Origin of the sequence: Kribbella sp. NPDC059898 (assembly GCF_042730855.1) — a bacterium.
Lineage (GTDB): Bacteria > Actinomycetota > Actinomycetes > Propionibacteriales > Kribbellaceae > Kribbella.
The window spans coordinates 559,524-572,318 of sequence record NZ_JBHWKR010000003.1 but is presented as its reverse complement, the minus strand read 5'-3'; the positions used below and the strand labels follow the sequence as shown (position 1 = coordinate 572,318).

At 67.8% G+C, this 12,795-nt stretch carries 12 protein-coding genes; 7 read left to right on the top strand and 5 right to left on the bottom strand.

Features of this window, described 5'->3' with window-relative positions; translation table 11 throughout:
- Positions 1 to 61 precede the first annotated feature (61 nt).
- Positions 62 to 2,860 (bottom strand): AAA family ATPase, encoded by a 2,799-nt coding sequence (locus tag ACFV9C_RS12930; protein WP_380193207.1) that lies wholly within the window; start codon positions 2,858 to 2,860, stop codon positions 62 to 64.
- Between the two features lie 170 nt (positions 2,861 to 3,030).
- Between ACFV9C_RS12930 and ACFV9C_RS12925 the strand changes: the two genes are divergently transcribed.
- The gene (locus tag ACFV9C_RS12925; protein WP_380193205.1) at positions 3,031 to 3,405 is read left to right on the top strand and encodes a hypothetical protein; all 375 of its coding nucleotides are present in this window, start codon (positions 3,031 to 3,033) and stop codon (positions 3,403 to 3,405) included.
- A gap of 112 nt (positions 3,406 to 3,517) precedes the next feature.
- On the opposite strand, the gene ACFV9C_RS12920 is transcribed toward ACFV9C_RS12925, so the two are convergent.
- Positions 3,518 to 4,150 (bottom strand): TetR family transcriptional regulator, encoded by a 633-nt coding sequence (locus tag ACFV9C_RS12920; protein WP_380193203.1) that lies wholly within the window; start codon positions 4,148 to 4,150, stop codon positions 3,518 to 3,520.
- Between the two features lie 84 nt (positions 4,151 to 4,234).
- On the opposite strand from ACFV9C_RS12920, the gene ACFV9C_RS12915 reads away from it, so the two are divergent.
- Positions 4,235 to 5,092: an SDR family oxidoreductase gene (locus tag ACFV9C_RS12915; protein ID WP_380193201.1), complete on the top strand. Its 858-nt coding sequence runs from the start codon at positions 4,235 to 4,237 to the stop codon at positions 5,090 to 5,092.
- Between the two features lie 92 nt (positions 5,093 to 5,184).
- Entirely contained in the window at positions 5,185 to 5,808 is a 624-nt protein-coding gene (locus ACFV9C_RS12910) for a carbohydrate-binding protein (protein ID WP_380193200.1), read from the top strand.
- On the opposite strand, the gene ACFV9C_RS12905 is transcribed toward ACFV9C_RS12910, so the two are convergent.
- From ACFV9C_RS12905 to ACFV9C_RS12895, 3 genes are all read right to left on the bottom strand, one after another.
- Positions 5,778 to 6,326 (bottom strand): NADPH-dependent F420 reductase, encoded by a 549-nt coding sequence (locus ACFV9C_RS12905; protein WP_380193198.1) that lies wholly within the window; start codon positions 6,324 to 6,326, stop codon positions 5,778 to 5,780. The genes ACFV9C_RS12910 and ACFV9C_RS12905 overlap by 31 nt on opposite strands.
- 74 nt (positions 6,327 to 6,400) lie before the next feature.
- On the bottom strand, positions 6,401 to 7,030 hold the full coding sequence (locus ACFV9C_RS12900) for a nucleoside/nucleotide kinase family protein (RefSeq protein ID WP_380193197.1): 630 nt from the start codon (positions 7,028 to 7,030) through the stop codon (positions 6,401 to 6,403).
- Positions 7,027 to 8,049, bottom strand: coding sequence for a LacI family DNA-binding transcriptional regulator (locus tag ACFV9C_RS12895; RefSeq protein ID WP_380193548.1), 1,023 nt, complete (start codon positions 8,047 to 8,049; stop codon positions 7,027 to 7,029). The genes ACFV9C_RS12900 and ACFV9C_RS12895 overlap by 4 nt, the downstream gene beginning before the upstream one ends.
- A 147-nt stretch (positions 8,050 to 8,196) precedes the next feature.
- Between ACFV9C_RS12895 and ACFV9C_RS12890 the strand changes: the two genes are divergently transcribed.
- Genes ACFV9C_RS12890 through ACFV9C_RS12875 form a run of 4 tightly spaced genes read left to right on the top strand, consistent with a single transcriptional unit; the run spans position 8,197 to position 12,439 of the window.
- On the top strand, positions 8,197 to 9,186 hold the full coding sequence (locus ACFV9C_RS12890) for an ABC transporter substrate-binding protein (protein ID WP_380193195.1): 990 nt from the start codon (positions 8,197 to 8,199) through the stop codon (positions 9,184 to 9,186).
- A gap of 11 nt (positions 9,187 to 9,197) precedes the next feature.
- A complete protein-coding gene (locus ACFV9C_RS12885; RefSeq protein WP_380193194.1) occupies positions 9,198 to 10,223 on the top strand; it encodes an ABC transporter permease in 1,026 nt (341 codons plus the stop codon).
- The gene (locus ACFV9C_RS12880) at positions 10,216 to 10,986 is read left to right on the top strand and encodes an ATP-binding cassette domain-containing protein (protein ID WP_380193192.1); all 771 of its coding nucleotides are present in this window, start codon (positions 10,216 to 10,218) and stop codon (positions 10,984 to 10,986) included. Before ACFV9C_RS12885 ends, ACFV9C_RS12880 begins: the two co-directional genes overlap by 8 nt.
- On the top strand, positions 10,979 to 12,439 hold the full coding sequence (locus ACFV9C_RS12875; RefSeq protein WP_380193190.1) for a mannitol dehydrogenase family protein: 1,461 nt from the start codon (positions 10,979 to 10,981) through the stop codon (positions 12,437 to 12,439). The genes ACFV9C_RS12880 and ACFV9C_RS12875 overlap by 8 nt, the downstream gene beginning before the upstream one ends.
- Positions 12,440 to 12,795: the final 356 nt, after the last annotated feature.

The window sequence follows — 12,795 nt, the reverse complement described above, 5'->3', positions numbered from 1 at the left end:
CCTCCGACGGTCGGCGCCGGCGGTGCGCAGCGCAATCACACGGATAAGGGATCTGTTGTCCTCAGGTTCCGTTGTCGAGCCGGCCCGCCAGCCGGGCGAGTTCGAACCGCGAACGGACCTGTACCTTCTCGAAGATGTGCCGCACGTGCGTGTTCACGGTGTGCATGGACACGAACAGCTGTTCGGCGATCTCGCGGTTGGTGCAGCCGTCGACGACCAGTTGGGCCACCTGGGATTCCGTCGGTGTGAGTGCGTCCCATCCTGTGTGCGGGTCGGTCGACGGGAGGATGCGACGCCGGACACCGTGGTCGCGAAGGCGACCGCGGACTCGGCCGGCGACCCGGGTCGCGCCGATCGTGACTGCGATGTCGAGGGCTTCGTTGAGCGCCTCGACACCGTCCGTCGTCGAGCCGTCGGCGATCAACGAGCGCGCATAATCCTCCAGCAGGCAGGCGAGAGCCAGCGGCCTGCCCGCGGAGCGCATGAGCGGTACGGCGTGAGCCAGTTCGGCGGACGAATGGTCGATCAGGCCGTGCAGGTGGTGAACGCAGGCCGCGATCGAGCCGACCTCGGGGTTGCGGTGCCGACGTTCGATCGCGCCGGCCAGCGTCTCGGACACCAGCTCGTCGTCGGCCACGGCCAGCCCGATCCTGACGACCTCGACGTCGCCGGCGATGTCGTGCGGATACAAGCGACGGGAGTACGGCGGCTCCGCGTCCCAGACGAGCCGCAGCCACTTGTGGGCCTGCTCGACCTGCCCGTGGGCGTCCGCGTGGGCGGCGAGTCCCCACGCCGCGTGCGCACGGATCGCCGGCGCGGTCGAGTTGAGCATTCCTTCGCACATCCGGACTGCTTCGCGACTGCCCCACTCGTCGGCGGTATGTACCCGCAGCAGGGTCAGACTCGACAGGTTAACGGCATCGATCAGGCCGCCGACGACGGTTCCGTCGAGGACCGAGAGATGACCTTCCAGGGTTGCGGCGGCGTCGGGCAGCCGTCCTGCCTGCAGCTGGACGAGTCCCTTCAGCGTCTCGAAGATCGACAAGGCCCAGTGCTGCCGGTCGCGACGGGCAGCGTGCGCACCCTCCGCAGCGACGGCGAGTGCGTCGTCGAAACGGTCCATTGCCGCCAGCAACCAGCCACGGAAGTAGACCGCGAGTCGCGCGCGAACATCCTCCGACGTACCACGAGCGATCGCAGCATCGAGCCGCGTCAGGCCTCTGGAGAACTCGAACAGCTGGTAGTCCAGGCCCGCACCGGACAAATCCACGGCGAACTCGGCTTCACGGCTGCCGCACTGTCGCGCGGCCTCTTCCGCGGCGGGCAAAGTGTCGATCGCCTCGGCCACCCGGCCGCCGACCACCAGGTTGTGCGCCTCCGCGGCCATCAGCTCGGCGCGGAGATCGTCGGGCAGCCCGGGGAGCGCCAGTCCGTGGCGTGCGTTCTCCACCCGGATGTCGGGGGACAGGCCGAACATGCTGGCGATCCGCAGCCGGAGCTGAGCCTGCTGGGTCGGCGGAAGGGTCTGGCGGAGCACGGTGTCGACGTACCGTTTCGCTTCGTCGCGGATGCCGGCGGCGAAGAGCGAGACCGCACGTCGTCCGACCAGTGGTCCTCTGAGTTCGTGACGCTCCGGCATGAGGAGCAACGCACGCTCCGCGAGCTCGGCCGACATCGCCGGGTCGGTGGTCCCCAACGCTTCGGCCGCGTCGGCGAGCACCCCGATCGCCACCGCGTCTCCGAACGAGGCACTCTCCGCCAACTGTGCCGCGACTTCGACCGGCAGGGCTCCGCGCTTCAGCAGAACGTCGGCGCCCTCGCGGTCCAGCGCCCGCCTGACAGCGGTGGGCACGCTCGCCCGTACTGCGTCCCGTACCAGGTCGTGGACGAACGACAGCCGGTCGTCGCTCTCCGCGAGGATGTCGGCCTCCATCAGGACCCGGATCGGCGTCACCAGGTCGGGCACCGACATCCCTGTCATCGCCGCGATGTCGGCCACCGTGAACCGGCGCCCCAGGGCGGCCGCACAGGTCGCGATCCGTTCGGAGACCTCGGACATCCTGGCCAGTCGCAGCCGCATGCCGTCGCTCACGCGGCTCGGCATCCGCTCCTCGAGCAGCGTCACGTGCCCCTCCGCGGCCGAAAGGTTACCCTCGGCGGCCAGCCCACGGACGACGTCGACCAGGAGGAACGGGTTTCCGTTGACCGACCGCAGCAGCTTCATCAACGCGTCGTCCGGCGTGGCGTCGAGAAGATCGGCGGCGATCGAGGCGATCGCCTCATAGTCGAGCGGTCCCAGGTGGAGGGTGGTGGCGCCGGCGTCCACCAGGACCGCGATCGTGGACAGCAGGGACGCGGATCCTTGGCCGGGGCGGAGCGTCAGCAGCCACGCGATCGGCGTACCCGCGAGTCGTGCGGGCAGGAGTCTCAGGGCTGCCGCCGTACCGGAGTCGGCCCATTGCAGGTCGTCCAGCACGATCAGGACCGGGGCCGGTGACGCGACTTCCTCGAGCAGCGTCTGAATCTCCTGGAACAGCCAGAACCGCTGTTCGGGAGCGGCGTACACCTGCTGGAGTCTCGATCGGTCGAGCAGCGGCGGGTCGTGCTCGAACAGCGCCTCGAACAGCGGCGCGAGTTCGACGACCCGCTGCGTCGGATCCGCCATACCCCGGCCCATCCGGAAGCCCTGCGCGGAGGCCCTGGCCCAGGCTGCCTGCAACAGCCGGGTCTTACCCATGCCGGGCCCACCCTCGATCACGGTGACCGACCCACGACCCGCCGCAGCATCCGCCAGTGCCTGATCCAGCACAGCCAACTGCTCATCACGACCACGCACCGGAAGCGACGGCAGAACGGTCACCCTTGGCACCTCGCTTTCGCTGAGGGTGGTCACCTGCGTGCCCTCCACAAAACCACCTTGCAGACGCTGACGGAACAGATGACACACAGAGGCCCGCGGCGGCACGGGCAACATCCAGCCTTCGTGGAGGTCGGCGCCGTAGGCTGCGTCTTCATCTGAAGGAGGGTCCTGTGGCACGCAAGGCATGGGGAATCGCTGTCGGCCTGCTGTACGTCGGCATGTTGGTGTTGCTGTTCAAGGGACCGAGTTACACGATCGCGGACTACGCGGCGGGGCCGGTCCATGTGCGGTGTGGCTCGGTGATCGCGGTGGGTTGGCCGAGCGATCACTCGTACCTGGGCACCGACGGCTCGAGCTCGTGGGGCGACCACGTTGACGGCGACGTCAACGTGGACGCGGGGCGCGCCGCGATCGCTCGCGACTGCTCGGAACGGCGAGACACCTACCTCGCCCTCGCCATCCTGGCCGCTGTCGCTGCAAACCTGGTCACCCTGGGAGCATTCACCGTGCACCGCACAGTGAGAGCTGAAGCCGCACCATTGTGAGTTCGGTGATGTACCGACGTGCCGACGAGGTCCGCCGCCCGTCCAGACCTGCCGGCGCCTGACTGGCGTCGCGGCGAGCCCGCCTATGTCGTCGTTCCGCTGACCGGGTATGTCACCTCTGCGAGGTGTATCCAGTCAGCAGTGCTGTGAGGATGTCTGTCAGCCGGGGTTCGACGTCGACGATCGCGTGTGCGAGGTCGGGATCGGACTCGTACAGCTTGCGGAGTTCGGTGCCCGGCGCGGCCATCTGCCACAGGGCGCCGGCCATCGCGGTCGCGGTGGCGACGACGTTTCCGGCGGCCGGTAGGTCGATGCCGGCGGTCTGTTGAAGGGCGGTCGCGACGTCGTCGGCGGCGGTGATAGCGGCGACCTTGAAGTCCTTGACGGCGGCAGCGGAGACACCGCGTTCGAGGTTGAGCGGGACATGCGCCAGCAACTCGCAGAAGAGCGGGCGTGCGACCAGGGTGGACGCGAGTATCTCTGCTGCGTTGTCCGAGAGCTGCAGCTCGGCGACGACCGCGGCTGCCCATTCGGGCCACCCGGTTCTGGCGAGCCTGAGGAAGATCTCCTCGCGCGTCTCGAAGTACCGCAGCATCGTCGACTTGTGCATGCCGACGCCGGCGGCGATGTCGGTCAGCGTGACGTCGCGGATCCCGCGGGCCAGCGCGAGGTCGGTGGCGGACCGCAGGATCGCGTCCTCGCGGAGCTGCTTGGCGTCGGCGGAGCGGGCGCGTTCGAAGGGCATACTCCCATGCTAGCGCAACGGGGTTGCATTATTAGTGCAACCGTGTTGCACTAAATGGAGGGATCCCAAACGAAAGGAATTGCGATGTCACTGCCGACGATCGTCATCACCGGAACCTCGAGCGGCTTCGGCCGGATCGCGGTCGAGCGGTTCGCGCGGGCCGGGTGGAACGTGGTCGCCACCGTCCGCAAGAAGCACGACTTGGACGTGCACGCGGAGCTCGACCACGTGAAGACGCTGCTGCTGGACGTGGACGACGAAGAGGCCGACCTGGCCTTCGGTGAGCTCGCGCGGACTCAGTTCGGGCGGGTCGATGCCTTGATCAACAATGCGGGCTACTACCAGGGCGGGCCGTTGGAGGCGACGACGATGGATCAGGTCCATCGGCAGTTCCAGACCAACGTCTTCGGGCTCATCGCGCTGAACAAGGCGTTCATCCCGATCTTCCGCAAGCAGCGGTCCGGTGTGATCGTCAACGTCAGCTCGATCAGTGCGGACGCCGGATACCCGTTCACCTCCAACTACCAGGCGTCCAAGGCCGCGGTCGCATCGCTCACCGAGGGGCTGCACACCGAGCTGGCGGGGCTCGGCGTGATCGTGAAAGCGCTGCATCCGGGCAGCATGGAGACCAGGATCTTCAGCAAGGTCGACCTCGCCGAGAGTGTCCCGGACGACTACCAGGCCGCATGGGACAAGTTCGCGGCGCAGAACCTGGTTCGCTCCGACCCGGCGATCACGGCCGAGGTGATGTTCCGGATGGTGACCGACGGCGACGCCCGGAAGGTCCACTACTACAGCGGACCGGACGGTGAAGCCATCCCACGCGTGAAGCAACTCCTCGGCCAGGACTGGTACTTCGAAGAGCACAGCGCCCACAACCGCGCCGAAACCAGCCCGCTCTGGGCAACTCTGATGCCGACTCCCGTCCCCGCCGACCGATAGCTGCGATCTTGACGGACGGCCGGCGTTCGCGTTTCATCCTCGTACGATGTCTACGCAAATTGTTGATCATTTGGCGCAATTGACTGACATCGGTGATCGCCGCAGGCGCCCACTCGGGACGGCCTAATACGGTCAGCGGCGGCGGCACGCCGTACCTCAACAACTCTGGTGGTTTCGCGGCAACGCTCAGCGGAAACAGCTGGCAGGAAGGCCCGTACGGCGGATCGGCTGCCGCAGTCCCCGGAACCGTGCAAGCCGAGAACTACAACACCGGCGGGCAAGGTGTCGCATACAACGTGAACTCGGTGAATGGCACCGCGAACGGCTATCGCGCCGACGGAGTCGACCTCGAGGCCACGGGGGATACGGGCGGCGGGTACAACCTGGGCTGGACCAGCACGGGCCAATGGTTCCGCTATACGGTCGATGTCGCCGAGGCGGGTGTGTACAGCGTGGCGATGCGTGTCGCGGCACCGGGCGCGGCGAACAGCGCGTTCCACCTGGCCGACAGTTCCGGTACCAACCTGAGTGGGCCCGTCAGCGTGCCCGCGACCGGTGGCTGGCAGAACTGGTCAACCGTCACCGCGCAGGTGACCCTGCCGGCGGGGCGGCAGACTGTGACGATCTACCAGGACAACGGAGGCTGGAACCTGAACAGCCTGCTGTTCACCACAGCGGGCCAAGGTCAGAGCTCGCCTGGTCGGTTGAAGCGGTAGAAGAACGGGCCGAGGTCTCCGCGGTCGAGCGCGGACGTCAGGGCGATAAGGCTCTCCAGTAACGGTGCCAGGGTCAGATCGCCGAGATGGATCGGATCGAACCCGGCGTCGCGGATCAGTTGCTCGGTTGTCTCGCGAGCCTCGGTGTCGGCGGCGTACAGGGTTCCCGGCGGTACGCGCTCGGCGTCCACAGCGTCGTAGAGCGACGCGAAGTTGGTGTTGAAGGCCTTGGCGGTGGGGCCACCAACGATCGCCTTGACCTGCTGCGCGACCGAGTCGTACCCGTCCGGTCGTGCGCCGAACTTGTTGGTGGCATCAATGGTCAGCTGCCCATCGAGCCCGGCGACCGCAGCCAACCCGGCCTCGACAGCGTCTCCCGGAACCGCCACAACCACCACGTCGGCCCCAGTGGCATCCCCACCGTCCCGCCCTACCGCGGTCACCTCGTGCCCAGCCGCCCTCCACCGCCCCGCCAGCCCACCACCGACATGTCCCCGGCCAACCACAATGATCCGCATCGCTCCACCCATCCGGCTCGAGGTCACTACCCAGCAAACGCACGCTACTCCACCAACTCGGTCCGACAGCCCGATCAGATCCGCAACACGAGGTCGGCGTTGCGCGCGGAGGCAGCCACGGCCTCCGCGTTGCGTTGGTCGGTGCCCTCTGCCCAGGCGCGGGCTGCTTCGGGCGGCTTGTCGTAGGCGATGTGGCGGGCGACGAGCCGCTCGAGGCGTACGGCGTCGTCGACTTCGAGGTACCAGGCAGCGTCCAGGAGTCCGCGTACCTGGGACCACGGGGGCGTGTCGAGCAGCAGGTAGTTGCCTTCGGTGACCACGATCGGGGTGTCGAGTGCGATTGGGATGCTCGACCCGATCGGCTCCTCGATGTCGCGGAAGAACGTCGGCGCGTAGACGACGTCGCGGCCGGGAGTCCGTAGCCGGCGGAGCAGGGCGACGTACCCGGCGGCGTCGAAGGTGTCCGGCGCACCTTTGCGGTCGCGGCGTCCGAGTGCTTCGAGTACTGCGTTGCTCAGGTGGAATCCGTCCATCGGCACGAGTACGGCGTCGGGGCTCAACTCGTGCACGAGTGCCTCGGCGACGGTGCTTTTCCCGGCGCCGGGTGGTCCGGCGAGTCCGACGATGGTACGAGTCGAGCCGGCGGCAACCCGTCGTACGCGCTCGGCGAGACCGGCCACGGTGACATCGACGACTGCGGTCATCGTGCCGCTCGGTGTTTGCGGCGTCCGCAGCCGCACGAGTCGCGGTGGTGGAACTCGGTCGGGACCGCGACCGACTGGTGCGGACGGTCGGGTGACTTCATCCGCGCCAGCAACAGGTCCACCGCGGTCGCGGCGAGGGTCGCCGCGTCCTGGGCCATCGCGGTGATCTGCGGCTCGAAGAGGTCGGCCCACTCGAAGTCGTCGTAACAGATCAGCGCGATGTCGCGCGGCAGTCGGAGCCGCGCCTGCTTGATGGCGCGCATGGTCCCGAGGGTCATCTGGTTGTTGGACACGACCAGGGCGGTGGCGCGCTCGTCGGGAACGGCGAGATGGGCCGCGACCCGTTGTTCGGTGACGTGTTCGTCGGACTCGCCGGCGATGACGAGGCGCGGATCGTCGTCCAGGCCAAGCTCGGTGACCGCCTTCCGGTACCCGGCCAGGCGGTCGGTCGCCGACATCGACGTCAGGCTGCCCTGGATGTACCCGATCCGACGATGCCCCTGGCCGGCGAGGTGCGCGGTGAGGTGGTAGATCGAGTCCACACACTCGGAGTACACCTGGTCGCCGGGAAGGTCGGAGCGCCGGTCGAGGAAGAGTAGTGGGAAGTCGTCGTCGAGCAGCTTGGTCAGACTGCCGGTCAGCTGGGCGTCGCCCTCCAGCGGGCTGACGATCAGTCCACTGACCCGGCGGGCCATCAAGTGGTTGATGACGTCGGTCGCGACGGCGGGGTCATCGTTGGTGTCGGCAACGATCATGGTGTAGCCGGCGTGCCGGAGCAGTCGCTCGATGTCCCGGACGAGCTCGGCGAAGTACGGGTTGGTGACGACGGACATCGCCACGCCGATGGTGTCTGTCGACTGCGTGGCCAGTGCGCGGGCCGCGAGGTTGTGCCGGTAGCCGGTCGCGGCGACCGCCTGCATCACCAAGTGTTCGGTCTCGGGTGCGACGGGACGTGTCTTGTTGAGGACGTGCGAGACCGTTGTCGACGACACGCCCGCGAGCCTGGCCACCTCCGCCATCGTGGTCACGGCGACCTCCTCCTCTGTGTTCCGGCGTTCTGAACTTATCTCCGCGCAAGGTCTTGCGCAAGCGCTTGCGAGCGTGTCACGGTGAGGACGCAAGCGCTTGCGTCCCCGTTTTGGCAGGTCGCAGAGGAGACGAGTGGGATGAGAATCAGTCGAAGAGTCGTGGGTGTCGTGGTGGCCGGCGTACTTGCCGTGGTGCCGGCCGCGTGTGGAAGTGGGACGTCGGCGAGCAGCAGTGCGGCTGCTGGAAAGCAGTTGTCGATTGGGTTCGTGCCGGGTATCGCGTCCGATCCGTTCTTCCGGGCGATGCAGGTCGGGGCCGAGGCGAAGGCGACGGAGCTCGGGGTCAAGCTGATCTGGCAGGGCTCGCCGAGCGAGTACTCGCCGCAGTCGCAGATCCCGTTCGTCGACGCGGTGCTCACGCAGAGGGTGGACGGCCTGGTCCTGGTCCCGACGGATCCGGACGCGTTGCAGCCGAGCGTCTCCAAGGCGAAGGCGCTCAAGATCCCGGTCGTCACGGTCGACACGACGGTCACCGATCAGAGCTACCTGACCGCGGCGATCACCGGCGACAGCGAGGACGGCGGTCGCCAGGCCGCCAAGACGCTCGCCGCGCAGATCGGCGACGCCGGGCAGGTCTTCGTCATGAACAGCTCGCCGACCGCGACCACGAACCGGCTGCGTTCGAAGGGGTTCAAGGACGAGCTGAAGAACCATCCGAACATCCAGTTGGTCGGCGAGGAGTTCGCCTACAGCCAGCCGGCCAAGGCGACCTCGGCCGTGACGAACATCTTGCTCAAGTACCCGGACCTCAAGGGCATCTTCGCCGTCGACGGCACGACGGGCACCGGCACGGTCGCCGCGCTTCGCAACACCAACAAGGCAGGCAAGGTCAAGCTCATCGGGTACGACGCGTACGACAACCAGGTCGCGGATCTCAAGGCCGGGCTGTACTCCGCTCTGGTGGCGCAGAAGCCGGGCGACGAGGCGGCGCTCGCGCTACAGGACCTCGTCGACACGTTGAAGAAGCAGAACACCGGCCAGATCCAGAAGCAGGTTGTGCTGCCCAACGTCGTACTGACCGCGGAGAACCTCGCCGCGAACGCCAAGTATCAGTACCCGGCGAAATGAGGAGAACGGAGATGACAGCCACAACCACCCAGCCGGCACGGCCGGTCGACGGGCATCGACTTGCCGGTCTGTTGCTTCGGCAGGACGTCTTGCTGCTCGGTGTGCTCGCGATCATGGTCGCGTTCTTCACAGTGCTGAACCCGGTGTTCTTCAGCACGTTCGCGTTCGCGAACATCCTGCAGGACTGGGCGCCGGTGATGCTGCTCGCGATCGGTCAGACGTTCGTCGTGATCACCGGCGGCATCGACCTTTCGGTCGGCTCGAACCTCGGCCTGTGCGGGGTCGCGTGCGCACTGGTGATGCGCGCGCTCACCGAGGGCGGCAACGGTACGGCGGTCACCATCGCCGCCGGTGTGGTCGCCGCGCTGGTGACCGGCATGCTCGTCGGGCTGGTGAACGGCCTGCTGATCACGCGCGTCGGGTTGGCGCCGTTCATCGCGACGCTGGCGACAATGGGCGCCGGCGCGGGGCTGACGCTGGTCGTCACCGGCGGCGTCCAGATCGCCGGCGGCCCGGTCAAGGTCATCGAGCTCGGCAACACGCAGTACGGCTCACTGCTTACGCTGCCGTTGATCGTGGTTCTCGTCGTGCTGGCGGTCACGTGGATGGTGCTCGGGTTGACCCGGTTCGGGCGCTGGACCTACGCCATCGGCTCGAACTCGTTCGCCGCCCGCGGTGCGGGAATCGGCGTGAACGCCCATCTGGTGAAGGTCTACCTGTTGTCCGGACTGCTTGCGGGCGTCGGTGGCCTGTTCATCTACTTCCGGCTCGGCTCCGGGTCGCCGACGTCCGGGCAGGGCCAGGAGCTGGCCGCGATCGCGGCGGCGGTGATCGGCGGGACGAGTCTGTTCGGCGGGAGCGGGCGGATGTCGGGCACGGTGCTCGGTGCGCTGATCACGACGTCGGTACTGAGTGGTCTGATCCTGATCGGCGTCGCTCCGAACTGGCAGCAGGTCGTCATCGGCGCATTGATCGCGGCCGCGGTCGGCGTACAGCAAGTCAATCTGCGGAGTGGAAGGGGATCCGGTCGTGGCTGAGGCACCCATCTACGAGGCGCGCGGCGTCAGCAAGTCGTACGGCAGCGTCGTCGCGCTGGAGAACGTCGACCTGGCGCTGCACGCCGGCGAGGTCGTCGGACTGGTCGGCGACAACGGCGCCGGGAAGTCGACCCTGGTCAAGGTGTTGTCCGGCGTGCATCAGCCGGACGGTGGTTCGGTGTACCTCGACGGCGTGCAGCGGAGCTGGCGCTCCCCGCACGAGGCGCTGGAGGCGGGGATCGAGACGCTGTACCAGGATGCGGGGTTGTGCCCGGATCTGTCGGTGAACGCCAACGTCTTCCTGGGCCGCGAGCGGCTGCGTCCCGGTCTGCTCGGCAAGCTCGGTGTGCTCGACAACAAGGCGATGGCGGCGACCACGCGCGAACAGCTCGAGCAAGTCGGCGTCGACCTGACCGGAGTCCGTCGTACGGTCAGCAAGCTGTCGGGAGGTCAGCGCCAGGCGGTCGCGATCGGCCGCGCCGTCGCCTGGGCTCGCAAAGTGATCATCCTCGACGAGCCGACCAACCACCTGGGCGCACGACAGTCCGGCGAGGTGCTGCGGGTGATCCGCCGGGCTCGCGACCGCGGCCTCGGGGTCGTGTTCATTTCGCACACCCTGCCGCACGTACTGGAGACCACGGACCGCACGGTCGTGCTGCGGCTCGGGCGGGTGGTGGCCGATGAACCCACCTCCACCTTCACCCCCGATTCTTTGCTCAAGGCAATCACCGGACTGACCGCCGAAAGGGCCGCCGATGTATGACCTGACCTCGTCGACCCTGGACAGGATCCCCGCCGCCGTCAACGTTCCGACGTACGACCGGAGCGCGCTCCGCAACGGAATCGTGCATCTCGGGGTCGGCCATTTCCATCGTTCGCACCAGGCGATGTACGTCGATCAGTTGCTGCGGCAGGGCACTGCGCTCGACTGGGGGATCTGCGGCGGCGGTGTGCGGCCGGGGGACCGGCGCGTCCGGGACGCGCTGGCTGCCCAGGACTACCTGTACACACTCACCGTCAAGGAACCGGACGGCTCCCGGCCGAGCCGGGTGATCGGGTCGGTGAACGGCTACCGGTACGGCGCGGAGCTCATCGAATCGTTGGCCGACCCCGCGATCCGGATCGTGTCGCTCACGATCACCGAGGGCGGCTACGGGACCGATCCGGTGACTGGCGACTTCACCGGCGCGTCGACGGAGATCCAGGCGGATCTCCGCGACCGGACGCCGTCGCGGACCGTGTTCGGTCTGGTTCTGCAGGCAATGCGGCTGCGACGCGACCGCGGTGCCGGCGGGCTGACGATCATGTCGTGCGACAACATCGAGCACAACGGGAGCGTGGCAGCCTCGGCGTTCCTCGGGTTCGCGGAGGCGGCGGATCAGGGTGTGGCGCGCTGGATGCGGGCGAATGTCGCGTTCCCGAGTTCGATGGTGGATCGGGTGACGCCGGGGACAGTGGACGCGGACCGTGCCTATGTCGAGTCGGCGTACGGCTACCGCGATCGGTGGCCGGTGACCTGCGAGCCGTTCCACCAGTGGGTGCTCGAGGAAACCTTCGCGGCCGGGCGCCCGCCGCTTGAGGACGCCGGCGTCGAGGTGGTGGGCGACGTGGAGCCGTACGAACTGATGAAGCTCCGGCTCGCCAACGGCACACACCAGGCTCTGTGCTATTTCGGATGTCTCCTCGGCCACACCTACGTCCACGAAGCGATCGCGGATCCGGACGTGCGAGCGCTGCTGGCGGCGTATCTCGAGGAGGCCGTACCGACGCTGCGCCCGATCGCCGGCGTGGATCCGCGCGCGTACGGACGGACCGTGCTGGAGCGCTTCGGCAACGCGGAGATGCGTGACCCGCTGGCGCGGATCTGCGCGGACACGTCCGACCGCATCCCCAAGTTCGTGCTCCCGGTCGTCGCCGCGCAACTCGAACGCGGCGGGCCGGTACGGGCCTGTGCGGCGGTGGTCGCCAGCTGGGCACGGTACGCCGAGGGTACGGACGAAGCCGGCCACTGGATCGATGTCGTCGACCCCCGCCGCGACCAGTTGACGGCAGCAGCGCAACGGCAGGCAAGTAACCCGACTGCCTTCATCGAGGACGAGTCTGTCTTCGGCGCACTGGCGAATTCGCCCCGCTTCGCCTCGGCGTACACCGAGGCGCTCGAGCTGATCCGCACCAAGGGAACCCGCACCGCGCTGCGCGAGCTCACGATGGCCTAGGGAGCGACCACAATGCCCGCGAGGTCGCGCCGAGTACGTCGAGCTTGGTCAGATTGTCACGACGACATTGCCCTTGGTACGGCCGCGTTCGAGTACTCAAACGCTTGGCCGACCTGCTCGCAGCGGGTTCCCTGGTTCTCGGGGCGAGCGCGGTGAATCGCTGCGGTCGCGGTCCTCATCTGTGTGCTGGGCGGATGCGGGCGGGGCCGGATCGAACGCCCGATCGGGTCCGGTTGAGGGCGGCGCCGTCGGCACGGTCAGTACGCGTACGTGCCGGTGCGGTCGACGACCGCGGCGAGAGTGAAAGGCCCGAGTGCGATGCCGAGGGTGAAGATCGACGAGCCGATGGCGTACGC

Coding starts and splice junctions, on each gene's coding strand:
- ACFV9C_RS12920 (WP_380193203.1), bottom strand. CDS start 4,150: ATGCCCTTCGAACGCGCCCGCTCCGCCGACGCCAAGCAGCTCCGCGAG.
- ACFV9C_RS12915 (WP_380193201.1), top strand. CDS start 4,235: ATGTCACTGCCGACGATCGTCATCACCGGAACCTCGAGCGGCTTCGGC.
- ACFV9C_RS12905 (WP_380193198.1), bottom strand. CDS start 6,326: ATGCGGATCATTGTGGTTGGCCGGGGACATGTCGGTGGTGGGCTGGCG.
- ACFV9C_RS12900 (WP_380193197.1), bottom strand. CDS start 7,030: ATGACCGCAGTCGTCGATGTCACCGTGGCCGGTCTCGCCGAGCGCGTA.
- ACFV9C_RS12895 (WP_380193548.1), bottom strand. CDS start 8,049: ATGGCGGAGGTGGCCAGGCTCGCGGGCGTGTCGTCGACAACGGTCTCG.
- ACFV9C_RS12890 (WP_380193195.1), top strand. CDS start 8,197: ATGAGAATCAGTCGAAGAGTCGTGGGTGTCGTGGTGGCCGGCGTACTT.
- ACFV9C_RS12885 (WP_380193194.1), top strand. CDS start 9,198: ATGACAGCCACAACCACCCAGCCGGCACGGCCGGTCGACGGGCATCGA.
- ACFV9C_RS12875 (WP_380193190.1), top strand. CDS start 10,979: ATGTATGACCTGACCTCGTCGACCCTGGACAGGATCCCCGCCGCCGTC.